Here is an 18,462-nt window from a genome sequence, read left to right on the forward strand (position 1 = left end):
CAACCTCGAATAATGGATTTGCTTTTTAATTACCTGGTAAAGGAGGAGGTGTGTTACCACCCAAAAATGATTTTAATTCTTCGATATCCTTTAATGCTGTCCAATTGCTCATGCCCTGTTTCCAGATTAAAGAATCTTTATTTATAGTTCTATTGGCGAACAAAGTTTTTAATTGATCAAATGACACAGGGCCTGCTTGTTGCCCATTTTGCGCATAAAAGTATTGCACCTGTACAGGTATTGGAGGCGGAGCAACCGGTGCTGTTTGTTGCTGTTGTATTACTTGCTGTTGCCCTCCTGCCATGGGATTCATCATTCCTCCCATTTGCTGGGCCAATACAAATCCCATACCCATACCCATACCTGCTCCTGCAGTACCTCCTTCGTTAGCCGCCGCGGCTTCGATTGCTTTCGCCGTCTTAAATTTGGTCAATTTATCAAGGTCCAATTTATCAATTCTACTATACTCGAATATTTCTTTTTTCAAATCCTCTGGCATAGAAACGTTCTCGATATAGAACTTTTCTAATGAAATACCCACCGAATTAAATTCGGGTTGCATTACAGATAAACAAGTTTCTGACAACTCTGAGGTATTCGCAGCATACAGCTCTATAGGTAGATTGGCCTCGCCGACAGTATCTGTAAACCTAGTTGATATTAAGCTTTTAAGGTGCTCATTAATTTCAAAATTGGTAAAATTCGCATCGGTACCTACTATATCTATTATGAACTTACCAGCATCATTAATTTTGAATGCATACGTACCAAAGGCTCGAATTTCTACTAATCCAAATCGATCATCATTTAATGTTATTGGATTCTTTGTACCCCATTTTTCGTTGGTAAACAAATGTGTGTTTACAAAATATACTTCAGCTTTAAACGGGCTGTTAAATCCGTATTTCCATCCTTTTAACGTTGTTAAAATCGGAAGATTTTGCGTAGTAAGTGTGTAGGTTCCTGGTGTAAACACATCTGCTAATTGTCCTTCATTTACAAAAACTGCTGTTTGTCCTTCTCTAACAATTAACTGCGCCCCATTTTTTATTTCATTTTGATAGCGTTCAAATCTATGAACAATAGTATCATCTGTATAGTCCAACCACTCGATTATATCTATAAATTCGTGGCTTAGCTTTTTCTTAATTTCGTCAAAAATTCCCATCGATGAATTAGTTTTTAAATTTGTGTCCTAAAACTACAAAATAGAAAGGGTGAAGAAAAGTTTTTTTTAGCCAAACTAAAAACCTCAAAGATTACATATACTCTTTGAGGTCTTGACTACCTTTATTAAGTTTTAATGCTGTTACTGCTAATCCTTCAAATCATAGAGACTTTCAATTTCTTTATAATTAGAAAAATTGATTGAATTAGCGTCTACACCAGCAACTAATATAAATCTAAGCTTTAAATTAGATTGCGTAAAAGTGGCCTTTAGTGTAGCTTTTCCGACTTCGATTTTATCTATTTCTAATATTATTTGCTGACCAAGACTTAATGGCAATGTCTCCCAATAATCATTTCCTGTTACGGTGACATAAGCAACTACAAAACCGGTATCATAAATTTCTTGTGTTAATTCAGGAATATCAAATACATTATTACTACCGTTATTGATAGTTTGATTTTCGAATAAAACAGAAATCACATTCGCATTTCCATCTTGCCCCGTTGCACCAGTGGCTCTTGTCGCACCTGTTACCCCATCTTTTCCATCAATTCCATTTACACCGTCTTCTCCATCTTCTGGAGAACATGAGGTAATACTTAAAATCAACACTAAAGCAATACTCTTTAAAAAAATCCTTACTATTTTCATACCTAATTACATTATTTTGTGTGAATAATTAATTGTAAATATGCGCTGTTACAATAACCGCACATACATATCTACAATCTTAATAATGCAAAGATGAAGCAAGTCTATTTCATCATCAAGAGGTTAATACCCTAATTAAATAGAGTCAAAACCATAAAACAAAAGCGTTTAACCTCCTGTCTTTATAAAGTCATTAGCCCTGTTAACCCATTAGTTTCTCCCTTTTTCGTTCGGATACAATTTATATACTGGATCACTCTGCCACCATTCTTTGGTTTCGACATCCATGATGGTAAGAGGTCCTTTAAAAGCTGCCCCCGTATCAATATTCCATACACCTGTTGCATGTACCGGTATCGTTTTATTAATTCTGGTTACCGGGGTATGGCCAATATAAATTTCATCAAAAAGTAATAATCTTTTAGGGTACTTATCGTCTGTTTCTTCGAGTTTTGGGTCCAAGGCTAATGCCGTTTCCCACAATGTTCTATCCCAATAGCATAGTTTATTAAAATATTCTTTATGTGGACCGTGAAGGCTTGTGAAACCTGCATGTACAAATAACCTATTATCACTATCTATATGATAATCAAATAGGTTTTCATAAAACAAAAGATGTTCCTTGATATGGTTATCTGCTATCTTCTCATAAGAATTCATTGTGGCTTGCCCCCCATGTTTTACCCATTCTGGGTAAAAGGCTTCTTGAGTAAGCCACGTATAACATAAATCATCATGATTTCCTCTAATAAAAATACAATTATACGATGTTTTTAGTTCTATTAACAATGAGATCACCTGCGCACTATCGCTCCACCCATCTACGTAATCTCCTAAAAAAATAAGCGTATCATCCCTGGTTATTTTTACTTTTTCTAATACTTGTTCTAAGGCTTTTAACCCGCCATGAATGTCTCCTACGACTAATTTTCTTCCCATATATTAAATACTGATTTTGCAATGATTTATGTTTACTATATTTATTTGGTTACTAAATTATTTACACACATCAAAACGTTTTTTACAATTGCCATTATGGTAAAATACTGCCAAATAAGGAGGTTTGTTTATAGATCGTTAAACTGTGACTACTTTTAGAAAGTCATCACTTTATCAATACCAAACTTGATGAATATTGATCTTTTAACTATAACGAACTTTTCTAAGAATTCGAATACTTTCTTTATAAAGTGAATAGATAGCGGGGTCATAAACTTTTAAGTGGGGTTTTGATTCTTCTAATTTTTCTTTTGCCTCATCAAATTCGTTAAAATAACAAATCAGATAGGTAGCAGGAAGATTAACAAGATCTTTTTCTTCATTCTTTGACAATGGAATTTTACGTTTTAATTTCTCTAAAAGGGTATTATTACTATTATATAAATGATGTAATGTTTTACGATCAAACTGCGGAGGTTCAAAAAGCAATTTGCTTTCTATATCATAACTTGCGTTATCTTTAAAAGTAATTACTACTTCTTCTAAAGGATAATAACTAAAGGTATCCTTAAACCCTAATTGCACATATTCTACTATTTTAAACTGATCTTCTGTAAACGATATACTAACTTCATCCAACTCAGAATAAAACAACTTAACATGTTCATTAATCAACTCAATATCTACTCTAGAATAATATATTTCTCCGTTCTGCCTTTTTTCTTTCGCTGCCCAACATACCACAAAATACTCTTTAAACACTTTATATATTGGGTTATAATCTGTTCTCGAGTCCATAAAGTGAAATACTCCATCCAGAGTAAGCTCAATATTATTCTGAGCATGACTTTCTATCGCACTTACAATTTTAGAATTAACATCTTTCACCTCGATATCGAATACTTTGGGCATACTTATACTTCCGTCTCTAAAAAAAACGGCTCCGCCATAGTATTTCCATATGTTTTTACGAAGTGAACATAATTTACCCGCATTAGAACGAATAGAAACCAGCCCTACCACTTTTCCAGAAGGAAGATGAGGAAACGGGATATTTTCGTAAGAAACTCTAGGGGGATTAGAAAGATAGGCATTTACCAAATTCTGGATTTTACTATCATCAAAAAAATCAACTCCTACTATCTGATTATCAGAATCTTCAACTCCTATTACTATATACGAATTGTTTTTTGGGTTAGAATTCGCTAATGCACAAATGTGCTTTAAAAATTTTGCTTTCCCTTCTTTTTCACCAATATTAAGCTTCAGTTTTTTGTCATAAAAACTGTTTTCATCATTATGCGCAAGCAAATTTTTAATGAGTAAGCGTTTATTGATCACTTTTTATAGCTTTTTCATAACTACTATCATTCAAAACTGGTGGTGTCTTGCTTTTTTATAGTAATTAAAGTAATATTTTTATGATAAACTTAGCCAAATTAATTGGGGTAACAATGAATTAAAAATAAAGAAATTAAAAACTTTTTTTCACAATCGTACTATTTGCCTGAGCAGTTGGTAGTACTACAAGATCAGCTATATTTACATAGTACGGCCGTGTAACCACAAACGCAATAATATCTGCAATTGCTTCTGGAGTTAACGGATCAAAACCTTGATACACTTTTGATGCTTTTTGAAGATCTCCTTTAAATCGTACTTTACTAAACTCTGTTTCTACCAACCCAGGATGAATTGCTCCCACTCTGATATTATGATCGTTAAGATCGATTCTCATTCCTTTGGTAATTGCATCTACTGCATGCTTAGTCGCACAGTATACATTTCCGTTAGGATACACTTCTTTACCTGCGGTAGAACCGATATTTATAATATGCCCTTTTTGTTGTGTAATCATTTTAGGAATTACTGCTTTTGACACATATAGTAACCCTTTTACATTACTATCGATCATAGCATCCCAATCCTCGATATTTCCTGTTTGTATCGGATCCAGACCATGAGCATTACCTGCATTGTTAATTAAAACATCTATCGAACCAAACGATTTTGGAAGATCACCAATAGCAGAAAAGACCTCTTCTTTATTACCTACATCAAAACACAAAGTATGTATCTTGACGGTTCCTTCTAATTCTGATCGCAATGCTTCTAATTTATCTTTTCTTCTACCGCAAAGAATAAGATTGACCTTACGCTTTGCAAATTCAATTGCTGTAGCCCATCCAATCCCACTGGTAGCGCCCGTTATCAAAGCTGTTTTCATTTGTTTTTTTTATATTATTATTTTTCGATGATTAGGTAAAATGGGTAACTGTTATGTTTGGGTACCACTACTCAAATGGTCACTGTTCATTTTCACCCTCAATTTTTTTTGCAAAAAACTGCAACACCCTTACAAGCAATACGTCTTTTCATATACTCATCATATAAATGATGAAAATCGTTGTGTTCATATTTTTGTAAAAGCTGTTAAATATACTATGAAAAGGATAGAGAAAACCGGGTTTTAAGCATACATTTAACCAAGAATTAACAAGTTTGCAAAATTTATTTCAACAATTTGCAATGTTGAATTATGAATATTAAATTCACGCCTTTAAAAAATTAAAATAAATGGAAGAAAACAGTTCTATTGATATTGCTTCGATCAACCAAAAAATAGAAAAAGAGTCTGCTTTTGTAGATTTACTTACTTTGGAAATGAATAAAGTAATTGTTGGCCAAAAACACATGGTAGAGCGTTTACTTATTGGATTACTTGGTCAAGGTCATATTTTGCTAGAAGGAGTTCCTGGATTGGCAAAAACACTGGCTATAAACACACTATCCAAAGCAGTTCACGGTAGTTTTAGTCGTATTCAGTTTACACCCGATTTATTACCCGCAGATGTTGTAGGTACCCTAATATTTAATATGAAAGAAAATGATTTTTCTATTAAAAAAGGGCCCATTTTTGCCAATTTTGTTTTGGCAGATGAGATTAACCGTGCCCCTGCAAAAGTACAAAGTGCTTTGCTAGAGGCTATGCAAGAAAAACAGGTTACCATTGGTGATGAAACTTTTATACTTGACAAGCCATTTTTGGTTATGGCTACACAAAACCCTGTCGAGCAAGAAGGAACCTATCCGTTACCGGAAGCACAGGTAGACCGTTTTATGTTAAAAACAGTGATTGATTATCCAAAATTAGATGAGGAGCAACTTATCGTGAGAGCGAATCTTAAAGGTTCTTTTGAGAAGGTAAACCCTGTGGTTTCTCTCGAACAAATCCTGAACGCTCAAAAAGCGGTAAAAGAGGTATATATGGATGAGAAAATCGAAAAATATATTCTTGATATTATTTTTGCTACTCGATATCCAGAAAAATATGGTTTAGAAGAATTAAAACCACTCATTAACTTTGGAGCATCACCACGTGGTAGTATTAACCTGGCGAGCGCTGCCAAATGTTATGCATTTATTAAGCGAAGAGGGTATGTAATTCCAGAAGATGTACGTGCCGTAATACATGATGTTTTACGTCATCGTATTGGTATTACTTACGAAGCAGAAGCAGAAAATGTAACTTCAGAAGATATTATCAATAAAATTGTAAACGAAATAGAAGTACCATAGCGATTGTTGATTTTAGAATTACGAGTCGTACTACCAAAAAGTGTTACCATCGTAAATCACATAATCATAAATCAAAACAACAACCATGGATACCAAAGAGTTACTTAAGAAAGTACGAAAAATCGAAATCAAAACACGTCGCTTAAGCGATCATATTTTTGGAGGAGAATATCATTCTACCTTCAAGGGTCGTGGTATGACTTTTAGTGAAGTACGGCAGTATCAATTTGGAGATGACGTAAGAAATATTGATTGGAACGTAACCGCTCGGTACAATGAACCATATATCAAAGTTTTTGAAGAAGAACGAGAACTTACTATGATGCTTATGGTAGACGTTTCTGGATCTCAACTTTTTGGAACCCAAGAACAATTCAAAAAAAGTATTCTAACAGAAATTGCAGCTACACTAGCTTTTTCTGCAACACAAAACAATGATAAAATAGGATTAATCCTATTTACCGATGAAATCGAACTTTTTATACCACCCAAAAAAGGGAGATCTCATGTACTACGCATTATTCGTGAATTATTAGAATTTGAACCAAAAAGTAAAAAGACGAATATCACCGAAGCTTTAAAGTTTTTATCCAATGTTATGAAAAAGAAAGCTATTGTATTTATACTTTCTGATTTTATAGCAGATGATTATCAGCAAACCTTAAAAATTGTTTCAGGAAAACACGATGTAACAGGTATACGTGTTTATGATAGAAGAGAAGAAGAGATTCCAAATTTGGGAATGGTACAGATGGAAGATGAAGAAACAGGAGAACTTTTATTAGTGAATACAGCTTCAAAAAAGACACGAATTAATTATAGTGCGTACTATCGTGAAAAAGTACAATATTTTAAAGATAGCTTTACAAGAAGTGGTGCCGGTTCTTTGAGTAGTAGGATTGACGAAAGTTATGTAAAAAAATTACTAGGCTATTTTAAAAGAAGAGGATAACTAAGATTTAAGAATGGCGAATTACGAATTACAACATACAATAAATACCGAACGTACTATTTTCTTTTTTAAAAAGTTTAAAAGGCTATTTTTCATAGTTTTTTTTATTGTTTTTATAGGACAACAGGGGTATACTCAAGTATCTGCAACTATTGACTCTACCAGTATAAGAATAGGCAGTGAACTAAAATACAAGATGCAGGTTGAAACAGATTCTACCCAAATCGTTGTATTTCCAGAAGGACAAACCTTTATGCCTCTCGAGGTAATAGAATCCAGAAAAATAGATACTTCAAAAAACGGAAATCGTTTCAACTTAACCAAAGAATATGCCCTTACCCAGTTCGACTCGGGGCATTATACGATTCCTCGTCAAAAAGTGCTGATAGGAGACCGTGTATTTTTTACAGATTCTTTAAAAGTAGAAGTACGAGATGTGTTGGTAGATACTACCAAACAAAAGATGTACGAGATCAAACCTCTTGTGGATGTTAATGCAAAATCGATCATCAACTGGAAAAAATGGATTTTATGGATCATTGTTCCATTACTTTTGCTTGGTCTCATTGCTTTTTTAGTATTTAGAAGAAAGAAACGCAAAGAAGCCAAAGCCAATGAGCTTCCTCCCTACGAAAGAGCCATATTAGCTTTGCAGCGTATAGATGAATCTCATTTATTAGAACAAGATTCTCATAAAGAGTACTATTCGCAATTAAGCGATACTGCTCGTAAATATATTGATGAAGAAGTGTACGATCATGCCATGGAAAGTACCACAGACGAATTGATTGCCAGGTTAGATGAGGAAATTAAATCTGGATCGCTTAATCTGGATAAACAAACGGTAGAGGAACTTAAAAAAGTACTGAAAACTGCCGACATGGCTAAATTTGCAAAATCCAAACCCGATGTGTTAACTGCAAGGGCAGACCGTAATGTTATCGAAAACGTAATTCATAAAACCAAAAGTGCAATTCCAGAACCTACAGAAGAAGAATTATTGGCAGATGAAGAGTATCGTAAAGAAGTCGCTGACAAAAAGCGTAAAAAGAAAATCATATTAGGGAGTCTGGCTGCTTTTTCTGTAATTGTGATTACACTAATTTCTTTTATAGTAATTAAAGGATATGATGTTGTAAAAGATTCGATTCTTGGCCATCCAACAAAAGAATTGGCAGCATCCGAATGGATTACGAGTGCCTATGGTTCTCCTCCAGTGACTATTGCCACTCCAAAAGTTTTGATCCGTAATGCGTTTCAGTTAACCGAAGAGCAAAAGCAAATTCTAAAAGGAAATGAAACCTTTGTGTATGGTAGTCTTTTGGGTAACTTTTATATTACAGTAAGTACAGTTACCTATAACAAAGAAATGAAAATAGATCTGGAAAAAGCGGTAGAAGGTTCTATTGGAGGAATGGAAGCAGATGGAGCTAAAAACATCACATTTAAAACAGATGAATACGAAACTTTAAATGGTGCAAAAGGACTAAAAGTATATGGAGGGCTCGATGTAAAAAACCTGGTAACCAATAAAACTCAAAAATCTGAATATTTGATGTTGAATTTTAAGGAAAAAGGAGGTTTTCAGCAGATTCTTGTAGTTTACTCTAAAGAAGACCGCTATGCAAAGGATATTGCAGAACGTATTATTAATTCTGTAGAACTTAAAAACGCCAAGTAACAATGTTTGAAAATTTCACATTCGAAGACCCTCAGTTTTTTTGGCTGTTTCTATTACTTCCGTTTGCGATAGCATGGTATATCTGGAAACGTAACAAGCAGCAGGCCGCACTTAAAATCTCTAGTATTAAAGGGTTTAAAGTGTCGGGAAGTTGGTTAACAAAACTAAAACCTTTGTTATTTGCTCTACGCTTAATCGCGTTATCGCTTATCATCACCGCGCTTGCCAGACCAAGAACTGTTGATGTTTCTACTAAGACCAAAACGACCAAAGGGATCGACATAGTGATGTCTATAGATGTTTCTGCCAGTATGCTGGCAAAAGACCTTAGGCCCAATCGATTAGAAGCACTTAAAAATGTAGCCGCAGAGTTTATCAAAGACAGACCTAATGATCGTATCGGTCTTGTCGTATATGCAGGAGAGAGTTTTACAAAAACTCCTATTACCAGTGATAAATCTATTGTATTAGGAAGTCTAAAAGGAGTAAAATATGATAATGTTCTCGAAAATGGAACCGCTATCGGAATGGGATTGGCAACCTCTGTAAACCGCCTTAAGGATAGTAAAGCCAAAAGCAAAGTAATTATCTTACTAACCGATGGATCCAATAACTCTGGATTTATCGATCCCAAAATTGCATCAGAACTTGCCGTAGAATATGGCATTAAAACCTATACCATTGGATTAGGAACAAATGGAATGGCCCTTGCACCAGTAGCGCTATTACCCAATGGATCATTTCAATACGGAAGAGTAAAAGTAGAGATCGACGAAGAGTTATTAAAAGAAATAGCAAAAGTTACGGGAGGTAAATATTTTAGAGCAACTAATAACAAAAAATTACAACAGATTTATCAAGAAATTGATAAATTAGAAAAAACAGATATCGAAGAATTTAAGTTTTATAATTATGAAGAAAAATTTAGATTCTTAGTGCTTCTTGCAGGAGCATTGATTTTTATAGAATTTTTGTTGCGCTATACAGTATTTAGAAGTTTTATTTAACCCATGATAATAGTGTCAAAACGAATTTTATAAAGTAGAAATAGTATTATTTATGTATTTACTCGAAGAAAAAATATATTTCTGGCTATTGTTAAGTATCCCTGTATTAATTCTTTTATTTACAGGTGTTGTGATCTGGAAAAAAACAACGCAAAAGAAATTTGCCGATACCGCATTACTTAAAAAATTAAGCCCTAACCAATCGATTTTTAAATCTGTTTTAAAGATTGTTGTCATTAGTCTGGCATTAACCTGTTTTATAGTGGCACTGGTAAACCCAAAAGTAGGAACCAAATTAGAAACCGTAAAACGCGAAGGAGTAGATGTTGTATTTGCTATTGATGTTTCTAAGAGTATGCTTGCAGAAGATATCGCTCCTAACCGATTAGAAAAATCGAAACAACTGGTTACTCAGATCATTAATAATTTGGCTAGTGATCGTATCGGTATTATAGCCTATGCAGGTAGTGCATTACCGCAATTGCCAATTACTACCGATTATGCTTCTGGAAAAATGTTTTTACAAGCAATGAATACCGAAATGCTATCTTCTCATGGTACTGCAATTTCTGATGCTATCGAATTAGCCAAAACCTATTACAATGATGAAGAGCAGACCAACAGAGTACTATTTATCATTAGTGATGGAGAGGATCATGAAGGAAACGTAAAAAATATTGCTGAAGAAGCTTCAAAAGAAGGGATCAAAATTTTTACCATTGGTGTTGGTTCCGAAAAAGGCGCCCCCATTCCAATAAAACGAAACGGAATTATTGAAAGTTATAAAAAAAATAACCAAGGAGAAACTGTTATTACCAAATTAAACACCATTACTTTACAAGATATTGCTAATGAAGCAAACGGTATTTATATCGATGGTAGAAACACTACCCAAGTAGTAGAAGAAGTCAGTACTATATTGCAAAGCATGGACAAAAAAGAGTTTGAAGCCAAACAATTTGCAGATTTTAAAGATCAGTTTCAATGGTTTCTTGCGGCAGGATTATTATTATTATTTTTAGATATTTTCTTACTAGAAAGAAAAACATCCTGGGTAAGAAAGCTAAATCTGTTTAACGAACAATAAGACGAGGAGCATATGAAGACGATTTTAAGTATTATATTTTGTTTACAAGCTGTAGTTCTATTTTCTCAAGAAGAAGATCGAGATCAAATTATTAATGAAGCCAACCGATTTGTAGCAACGGGTAACCAAATATTGGTAAAAGACGGTAACTTTCCTAAAGCTGAAGGAGAATATAGAAAAGCTATATCTAAAAACCCGGTCGGTTCTACGGCAAAATACAATTTGGCCAACGCATATTATAATTCTCAAAAATATGACGAGGCTACCCAACGTTATACAGAAGCCACAAAAGTAGCTACCACAAAATCAGAAAAACATAAAGCGTTTCATAATCAAGGAAACACTTTTATGGAGCAAAAAAAATATAAAGAAGCTGTCGAAGCCTATAAAAATGCGTTAAGAAATAACCCAAAGGATGATGAAACCAGGTACAATCTGGCTTTAGCAAAAAAAATGCTCGAACAGCAGCAGCAGCAACAAAAAAACGATCAGAATAAAGACGATCAAAACAAAGATCAGGATCAGGATAAAGATCAGAACCAGGATCAAAACAAAGATCAGGATCAGAAAGAAGGAGATGATGAAAAAGATAAAAAAGGAGATGACGGAGATAAAGAAAAGGACAAGGGAGACGAAGAAAAGGATGAAAATAAAGATAAGGGTGATGAGGATAAAAAAGACAAAGGTGATGAAGAAAAGGATGAGAACGGAGATCCTAAAGAAAATGAGCAAGACAAAGATCAAAAAGGACAACAGCAGCCACAGCAAGTACAAGGTAAATTATCTCCAGAACAGGTTAAAAGTTTGCTAGAAGCCATGAACAATCAGGAAAAAAAGGTTCAGGATAAGATCAACGCTAAAAAAGTAAAAGGAGCAAAAGTAAAAACAGATAAAGACTGGTAATATTAAAAGATTTTTTAGAATAGATAGCATTCTTAAAATCTAAAATAATAGTATAGACACATGAAACTAAAATTAATTTTTCTAACCCTATTCTTAGCTACGGTACAGCTAGCGATGGCTCAGGTAAAATTTGAAGCCAAGGTAAGTAAGAAAAAGTTAGGTGTAAATGAAAGATTACGGGTTGATTTTGAAATGAATCAGGATGGGGATAATTTTAGACCTCCCGCATTTTCTGGGTTCACAGTTGTGGGCGGCCCTAATCAATCTATTAGTAACTCCTGGATCAATGGTAAACGATCCTATTCCAAAAAGTTTAGCTATTTTTTGGAACCCACAAGAAGAGGAAAATTTACCATTAAGCAAGCCGTTATTGAGATTGATGGTCAAACCTATAAAACACTTCCTGTTACTGTCCAAGTCACCAGTGCGGTAGACAAGCCAAAAGATGGTAACAATACCGATTTTGTGGCCAGCGAAAATTTACATTTGGTCGCAGAGGTTTCAAAGTCCAATCCGTATCTAAATGAAGCCATTACCGTGGTTTATAAACTATATGTAAGCACAAGAATAAGTGTAAGTAACTGGAGAGAACTGGACAACCCAAAATACAGTGATTTTTGGAGCCAGGCCATCGACATGAAACAACTTAAAATAGAAAATGGCGAATACAAAGGAGAACCCTATCGATATGTGGTACTTAGAAAAACGGTATTATACCCTCAAAAGACAGGAAAACTTAACATAGAACCCCTTTCTTTAACAGTCTCTGTAGATGTACCTACTAACCGTAGAGATATTTTTGGAGGTCGCCTATACTCTACCGTTAATAAAGCGGTAGCTGCTGGTAATAGAACCATCAATGTAAAACCATTACCTCTAGAGGGAAAGCCTGATGATTTTTCTGGGGCAGTAGGATCCTTCGATTTCAAGGTAGCAACCAGTAAAACAGCATTAGATGCCACAGAATCTTTGGATGCCAAAGTGATCGTATCTGGTAACGGTAATTTAAAATTATTTGACTTACCAAAACTTAATGTCCCTAACGGACTAGAGCAATACGAGCCCCAACATAACGAACGAGTTCGAACGAATCTGACAGGTATGGGTGGTAATATATCAGATACCTACACCTTGGTACCGCAGTACAAAGGCAAGTATCCCATCCCTCCTATTTCATTCTCTTATTTTGATCTTAAAACTGAGACCTATAAGAGGATTTCGTCAAGCGAAATTGTAATCAATGTTAAAAATGGCCCTGATAATAATGGCTCACCTACCACTTCACAATCTAACGGGACCAATAAAAAACTGGTAACTCAAACAGGAAGTCAGTTTAGATTTTTAAAATCAAAAGCTGATCTGCAGCCAATCGCAAAAAAACATTTTTTTAAATCTTCGGGCTATTGGATTTCGCTAACCGCTCCTCTATTAGCAATTCCTCTCTTTCTTTTCTTCGGAAAAAAGAGACAAGAACGCTTAAGCGATGTTCGAGGTAATAGAGTTCGAAAAGCAGATAAATTGGCAAGGAAATATCTTTCTGAGGCCAAAAAGAATTTAGGAAATCAAAAAGAGTTTTATATTGCTATGGAGCGTGCTTTGCACAACTACTTAAAAGCAAAATTACATATCCAAACTAGTGATATGAGTAAAGACCGCATACAACGATTATTAAAAGAACGGGATGTAGAAGATGCAGTAACTATAGAGTTTATTGCACTCTTAGAAAGTTGCGAGTTTGCCCGATACACCCCTTCATCTACATCGGCTATGCAGCAAGATTATGATAAAGCATCTAGGGTAATTGCTACAATGGATAAACAACTATAAACGTATGAAGAAAATAGTTCAAATACTTTTATTTTTAGGGATTTCAATGGGTTATGCCCAAAATGAAGAAGCATTTCAGAGAGGAAATTCTTTATACAATCAAGAAAAATATCAAGAAGCAATTGATGCTTATCAAACGATTATTGATGCTGGTAATGAATCTCCATCGCTTTATTACAACCTTGCAAATGCACATTATAAATTAAGCAATATTGGCCCTAGTATTTATTACTACGAAAAGGCCTTACAGTTATCCCCTAATGACGAAGATGCCAAAAACAACTTGATTTTTGCCCAAAAAACAACAATCGATGCCATCGATGTTATCCCAGAAGGGTTTATATCGCGTACTTTAAAAAAGTTTACCAATATTTTTAGTTTTGATGGATGGGCTTGGTTTTCAATTTGCTGTGTGATCCTCTTTGTCCTCTTATTTATGGTATATCATAACACCAGAAGTTCTTCTAAAAAAAGGTTATTTTTTGCTGGTTCATGGCTCTTCTTATGTATAGGTATTGCCGCAATATTTTTTGCTTTCAGACAGTACCATATGGTCAACAATAATCAATATGCTATTGTCTTTGCCCAGAAAACTGTAATCAAAAGTGAACCCAATTTGCGCAGCGAGCAAGTTTTTGAACTTCATGAAGGAACCAAAGTTAGCGTAATAGAAACCGTGAACGATTGGAAAAAAATTAAGCTGGCAGATGGTAAAATAGGTTGGATTTCTAAAGCCGATATCAAAGAGTTGTAATTGGCAATACAAAATCATACAGCTGTTATATAGTTAAATCTATATTATTTTTCATGCTGAACTTGATTCAGCATATTAGTTAACAGATGTACAGCCTAGAACGATGGGATCCCAAATCTAGTTTGGGATGACATCATGTACTGTTTTTGCTATATGATCTAGTTAGAATATCCTTCTAAAAAATATAAATATCCAAATTGGTTTAATCGTGTTAGTAAATAGTTGTCCTCTTGTTTAAGGGCAAATTGAATCGTAATGCAAATTAATCACCCTAACATTTAAATGCAAAAAAGATTGACTTTATGCATTAGTTACCACAAATTTTCACAAAGAACTGTTTTAAACTTTTTTGATTCCTGCGAAAAATGATGTTTTTTTGGTCAATTGAAATGTTTTTTACACTTCATAACAGCACTACGAAGTAAGAAAAAGATGAAAATTGGGTGAAAAAGGACATTTTTTAGCAAATCGAAAAAAGTTTAAACCAGTTCAATTAATAATTTACCAGGGTTTCAATGTAATTTTATAAATTCACATTGAAATCCCGGTATTTAATTTGTAAAAGAAAATACTCTCTTTACTTGACTTTAATTGATTGAAAAGGATATGACTCCTCCAGTTTTATTGGCTGAGCTAAATGGAGCAAAGCCAAATTGTCTTGAAATATTGTTTTCGTAAGGCACATTTAAATCTCTGTTTGAATTGCTAGATATTGTATATTCTTGCAATGCTAAAATACCATTATCAAATGATTTTAAAGTACCCCTTACAACTTTATTAGCATCTACACTAACTACAAGTTCCCTTTCTGGGGTGTCAAATATTCCCGTGTTAAATGCGAGAGGACGAAAAGTAAAATTAACTGTATTTGCATTTGTGCCATAAAGAAGAGCTTTATTTGCAGGAATATCTTTCCACATGTTATTAACTTTGAAATAAACAGTTTGGTTGGTATAATTAAAAGCAGAAAAAGCATACTTGTTTTCAGAATAAATTCTATTCTGCGCAGCTCTATAATTAATAAGGCCGGTTTGAGAAATATCATATAGCGTAGCAACATTACTTTGCTTTTCTTCCACATTCTGTAATGTGGTATTTGTTATACTCTCATTTTGTTGCGAAAACGCTTCATCTTTTTCGCAACTTCCTAATAGTGCAACACTAATAGAAGCTAAAATCATAATTTTTGAAGACAAAAATAACGAATCAATTCTGGGATAATTTTTCATAATAATAAGGTTTTAAAATATTGATTTTCATATCACTAAAACGTAAAACAACAGATATAATTATCAAAGATTATTATCAATGTATAAACAGTCATTATGACTGTATAAAAGGTAGATATGATTGTATAAACGGTAGGCATGAACTTATAATTGTAAAACCAGAATAGTTACCTATATCTAAAGAACTGGTTCAAAACAGTTCAACATAAAGATTATCAGGATGATTGTGTTCTACAGTTAACAAAAGTTACTTAGCAAGAAGCTTACAGATACTTCTTCTATGTATACCATATTCATAATCTCAAGTGTATAGATATAACAAAAATGCCTAGCAAATAGATAGCCAAAGACTTGTAAATTCAGTTTAATATTAAAGCTACTGCTGATAGTTTAAAATGGCACCTTTCAACTTTACAAGAAAAAGAAGAGAAAACAAAAAATTAAGTGTCGAAATAGTTCTTTTATAAAGTTTTAAATCGAACTGGTTAAAACCACAAATACTTAGTAAAAGAAATTAACTACAAGATAATGCTACAATCCAAAATACTATAAACAATATCAAAGAATTATAGTGTTATAAGATATTTTTAGGGTTGATTTAACTGTTTAAAACAGAAATACTCTTATTTTAGCTCAAAAATTGCTCAATATTTGACAACAAAAATTAAAATAGCGAAGTTTTTAATTGTTTTTGGCTTTCTACTAAGCATCGTAAATTATTGCGTAGAATTAGCAGATTTCTACAATTGTAGTGATCAATTATCTATGGTAGTTGAAGAAGCCGAGAATTCTGAGCAACAAGAAAAAGAAGCTCCGGAACAAGATGACCATAAAGAAAAAGAAAAAATTTCTCAGTTTGGTTCAGAAAACCGTACTGCATTAGTAGCTTCTGGTAAAGTACATTTCCATTTTGTTTTTGTTGACAATACTCTGGTTTATCTAGAGAACAATACTCCTCCCCCAGAGTTTTCATAACCTTTTTATCAGCGTCAAATTTTCGAATACAGATGTTTCTTAGTTGAGAAGGGTCAGTTTATTCTTTTTGGCATTTTCTAAAAATCAAATATTTTATATAAAAATAAATTATAGCTATGAGCTTATTTAAAACTTTAAAAAATGATCTACCGGCAAGTATTGTCGTATTTTTTGTGGCATTACCATTATGTTTAGGTATTGCCCTTGCCAGTGGTGCCCCACTATTTTCTGGATTGATTGCAGGGATCATCGGGGGTATTGTTGTAGGAGCCTTAAGTGGTTCTCAAATTGGGGTTAGTGGCCCTGCTGCAGGATTAGCTGCAATTGTATTAACATCGATAGGAACCTTAGGAGGTTTTGAAAACTTTCTGGTAGCCGTAGTTCTTGGAGGAGTAATCCAGATCGTATTAGGATTACTAAGAGCAGGGATTATAGGGTATTATTTCCCATCTTCTGTAATTAAAGGAATGCTAACCGGTATTGGGATTATCATTATTCTAAAACAAATACCTGTCTTTTTTGGATATGTAGGTGAAAAAGGAGAAGGTACTTTCGAACAAATTTTGAGTTCTTTTACAGGTTTTAGTTTAGGGAGTACCATAATTGCCTTTGTGAGCTTAGGAATTTTAATTCTTTGGAGCAATGTTTTATCCAATAAAGGAAAAATATTTCAATTGGTACAAGGTCCATTGGTTGCCGTAGTAGTCGGAATTGTATTCTTCACAGTGTTCGGTTCTTCTGAGGTTTTAGGAATCAATGCCAAAAGTCTGGTAAGTGTACCTATTCCATCTGATATAAGTTCTTTCCTTGGGCAATTTAGCTTTCCAAACTTTGAAGTAATTACACAAGGTGAGATATGGATAGTTGCTTTTACCATCGCATTAGTAGCAAGTTTAGAAACCCTTCTTTGTGTAGAAGCAACCGATAAAATTGATCCCCAAAAAAGAGTAACACCTACCAATAGAGAGCTAATGGCACAAGGAACAGGTAACGTTATCTCTGGACTTATAGGAGGATTACCTATTACTCAGGTAATTGTTCGAAGTTCTGCAAATATTCAATCAGGAGGTAAATCAAAACTAGCAGCTATCATACATGGATTCTTTTTACTGATTTCTGTTATTGCCATTCCAAGATTACTAAACCTTATTCCTCTTTCTGTTTTGGCAGCAGTACTGCTAATCGTAGGGTATAAATTAGCCAAACCTTCAACTTTTGCATCTCTTTGGAAATCTGGTTGGAAACAATTTGTTCCTTTTATTGTTACCGTATTAGGAATCGTATTTATTAATTTATTATGGGGAATCGGACTAGGTCTTTTGGTAGGAATCGTAGTAATTCTTATTAAAAGCTACCAAAATTCACATTTCTTACATATCGAGGATGTTAGTAATGGTAAGCATAGAGTAAAAATGACCTTGGCAGAAGAAGTTACATTTTTTAACAAAGGTGCAATTTTAAAAGAGTTAGATAGCTTAGAAGAAAACACGTATCTTACTCTTGATGTTAGAAAAACACGTTACCTGGATTATGACATTATAGAGATTTTAGAAGATTTCTCAGAAAAAGCCAAAAACAGAAATATTGATATCAACTTAATTTCAGAACGAGGTGTCGTAGAAAATCCAGATAGTTATATCAAGTTTTTTAAATTAAGACCTAAATCGGCATAATATGGAGAGGCCCCTTAACTAGGGGCTTCTTGTA

Annotated in this window: 16 protein-coding genes; 10 read left to right on the plus strand and 6 right to left on the minus strand. The window is 33.9% G+C overall.

The window, feature by feature from the left end; genetic code table 11:
• Positions 1-25 precede the first annotated feature (25 nt).
• The 5 genes from ABW636_RS13710 to ABW636_RS13730 form a co-directional block, all read right to left on the minus strand.
• On the minus strand, positions 26-1,168 hold the full coding sequence (locus ABW636_RS13710; protein ID WP_367590612.1) for an SPFH domain-containing protein: 1,143 nt from the start codon (positions 1,166-1,168) through the stop codon (positions 26-28).
• A gap of 147 nt (positions 1,169-1,315) precedes the next feature.
• Positions 1,316-1,822, minus strand: coding sequence for a hypothetical protein (locus ABW636_RS13715; RefSeq protein WP_367590613.1), 507 nt, complete (start codon positions 1,820-1,822; stop codon positions 1,316-1,318).
• Positions 1,823-2,032: 210 nt separating this feature from the next.
• Complete coding sequence (locus ABW636_RS13720; protein ID WP_367590614.1) at positions 2,033-2,761, minus strand: metallophosphoesterase family protein; 729 nt, start codon at positions 2,759-2,761, stop codon at positions 2,033-2,035.
• Positions 2,762-2,965: 204 nt separating this feature from the next.
• On the minus strand, positions 2,966-4,102 hold the full coding sequence (locus ABW636_RS13725; RefSeq protein WP_367590616.1) for an ATP-binding protein: 1,137 nt from the start codon (positions 4,100-4,102) through the stop codon (positions 2,966-2,968).
• 133 nt (positions 4,103-4,235) lie between these two features.
• The gene (locus ABW636_RS13730; RefSeq protein ID WP_367590617.1) at positions 4,236-4,988 is read right to left on the minus strand and encodes an SDR family NAD(P)-dependent oxidoreductase; all 753 of its coding nucleotides are present in this window, start codon (positions 4,986-4,988) and stop codon (positions 4,236-4,238) included.
• A gap of 350 nt (positions 4,989-5,338) precedes the next feature.
• Here ABW636_RS13730 and ABW636_RS13735 point away from each other — a divergent pair, with 350 nt between their 5' ends.
• The 8 genes from ABW636_RS13735 to ABW636_RS13770 all read left to right on the plus strand — a co-directional run bounded on the left by ABW636_RS13735 (position 5,339) and on the right by ABW636_RS13770 (position 14,551).
• Positions 5,339-6,340, plus strand: coding sequence for an AAA family ATPase (locus tag ABW636_RS13735; RefSeq protein ID WP_367590618.1), 1,002 nt, complete (start codon positions 5,339-5,341; stop codon positions 6,338-6,340).
• An 85-nt stretch (positions 6,341-6,425) separates the two neighbouring features.
• Complete coding sequence (locus tag ABW636_RS13740) at positions 6,426-7,292, plus strand: DUF58 domain-containing protein (RefSeq protein ID WP_367590619.1); 867 nt, start codon at positions 6,426-6,428, stop codon at positions 7,290-7,292.
• A gap of 13 nt (positions 7,293-7,305) precedes the next feature.
• The gene (locus tag ABW636_RS13745; protein WP_367590620.1) at positions 7,306-8,973 is read left to right on the plus strand and encodes a DUF4381 domain-containing protein; all 1,668 of its coding nucleotides are present in this window, start codon (positions 7,306-7,308) and stop codon (positions 8,971-8,973) included.
• Positions 8,974-8,975: 2 nt separating this feature from the next.
• Positions 8,976-9,980, plus strand: a complete 1,005-nt coding sequence (locus ABW636_RS13750) for a vWA domain-containing protein (protein WP_367590621.1) — start codon at positions 8,976-8,978, stop codon at positions 9,978-9,980.
• Positions 9,981-10,032: 52 nt separating this feature from the next.
• Positions 10,033-11,067 carry a vWA domain-containing protein gene (locus ABW636_RS13755; RefSeq protein WP_367590622.1) on the plus strand — a complete coding sequence of 345 codons (1,035 nt, stop codon included), beginning with the start codon at positions 10,033-10,035 and terminating at the stop codon, positions 11,065-11,067.
• Positions 11,068-11,079: 12 nt separating this feature from the next.
• Positions 11,080-11,970 carry a tetratricopeptide repeat protein gene (locus ABW636_RS13760; RefSeq protein WP_367590623.1) on the plus strand — a complete coding sequence of 297 codons (891 nt, stop codon included), beginning with the start codon at positions 11,080-11,082 and terminating at the stop codon, positions 11,968-11,970.
• A 60-nt stretch (positions 11,971-12,030) separates the two neighbouring features.
• The gene (locus tag ABW636_RS13765) at positions 12,031-13,797 is read left to right on the plus strand and encodes a BatD family protein (protein WP_367590625.1); all 1,767 of its coding nucleotides are present in this window, start codon (positions 12,031-12,033) and stop codon (positions 13,795-13,797) included.
• Between the two features lie 4 nt (positions 13,798-13,801).
• Positions 13,802-14,551: a tetratricopeptide repeat protein gene (locus ABW636_RS13770; protein WP_367590627.1), complete on the plus strand. Its 750-nt coding sequence runs from the start codon at positions 13,802-13,804 to the stop codon at positions 14,549-14,551.
• Between the two features lie 587 nt (positions 14,552-15,138).
• Here the strand turns inward: ABW636_RS13770 and ABW636_RS13775 are convergent.
• Positions 15,139-15,780, minus strand: coding sequence for a hypothetical protein (locus tag ABW636_RS13775; RefSeq protein WP_367590628.1), 642 nt, complete (start codon positions 15,778-15,780; stop codon positions 15,139-15,141).
• Between the two features lie 651 nt (positions 15,781-16,431).
• Here ABW636_RS13775 and ABW636_RS13780 point away from each other — a divergent pair.
• On the plus strand, positions 16,432-16,755 hold the full coding sequence (locus tag ABW636_RS13780; protein WP_367590629.1) for a hypothetical protein: 324 nt from the start codon (positions 16,432-16,434) through the stop codon (positions 16,753-16,755).
• A 116-nt stretch (positions 16,756-16,871) separates the two neighbouring features.
• On the plus strand, positions 16,872-18,428 hold the full coding sequence (locus ABW636_RS13785; RefSeq protein WP_367590631.1) for a SulP family inorganic anion transporter: 1,557 nt from the start codon (positions 16,872-16,874) through the stop codon (positions 18,426-18,428).
• Positions 18,429-18,462: the final 34 nt, after the last annotated feature.

The sequence above is a fragment of the Aquimarina discodermiae genome (assembly GCF_040786235.1).
Lineage (GTDB): Bacteria > Bacteroidota > Bacteroidia > Flavobacteriales > Flavobacteriaceae > Aquimarina.

Coding starts and splice junctions, on each gene's coding strand:
- ABW636_RS13710 (WP_367590612.1), bottom strand. CDS start 1,168: ATGGGAATTTTTGACGAAATTAAGAAAAAGCTAAGCCACGAATTTATA.
- ABW636_RS13715 (WP_367590613.1), bottom strand. CDS start 1,822: ATGAAAATAGTAAGGATTTTTTTAAAGAGTATTGCTTTAGTGTTGATT.
- ABW636_RS13720 (WP_367590614.1), bottom strand. CDS start 2,761: ATGGGAAGAAAATTAGTCGTAGGAGACATTCATGGCGGGTTAAAAGCC.
- ABW636_RS13730 (WP_367590617.1), bottom strand. CDS start 4,988: ATGAAAACAGCTTTGATAACGGGCGCTACCAGTGGGATTGGATGGGCT.
- ABW636_RS13735 (WP_367590618.1), top strand. CDS start 5,339: ATGGAAGAAAACAGTTCTATTGATATTGCTTCGATCAACCAAAAAATA.
- ABW636_RS13740 (WP_367590619.1), top strand. CDS start 6,426: ATGGATACCAAAGAGTTACTTAAGAAAGTACGAAAAATCGAAATCAAA.
- ABW636_RS13745 (WP_367590620.1), top strand. CDS start 7,306: ATGGCGAATTACGAATTACAACATACAATAAATACCGAACGTACTATT.
- ABW636_RS13750 (WP_367590621.1), top strand. CDS start 8,976: ATGTTTGAAAATTTCACATTCGAAGACCCTCAGTTTTTTTGGCTGTTT.
- ABW636_RS13755 (WP_367590622.1), top strand. CDS start 10,033: ATGTATTTACTCGAAGAAAAAATATATTTCTGGCTATTGTTAAGTATC.
- ABW636_RS13760 (WP_367590623.1), top strand. CDS start 11,080: ATGAAGACGATTTTAAGTATTATATTTTGTTTACAAGCTGTAGTTCTA.
- ABW636_RS13765 (WP_367590625.1), top strand. CDS start 12,031: ATGAAACTAAAATTAATTTTTCTAACCCTATTCTTAGCTACGGTACAG.
- ABW636_RS13770 (WP_367590627.1), top strand. CDS start 13,802: ATGAAGAAAATAGTTCAAATACTTTTATTTTTAGGGATTTCAATGGGT.
- ABW636_RS13775 (WP_367590628.1), bottom strand. CDS start 15,780: ATGAAAAATTATCCCAGAATTGATTCGTTATTTTTGTCTTCAAAAATT.
- ABW636_RS13785 (WP_367590631.1), top strand. CDS start 16,872: ATGAGCTTATTTAAAACTTTAAAAAATGATCTACCGGCAAGTATTGTC.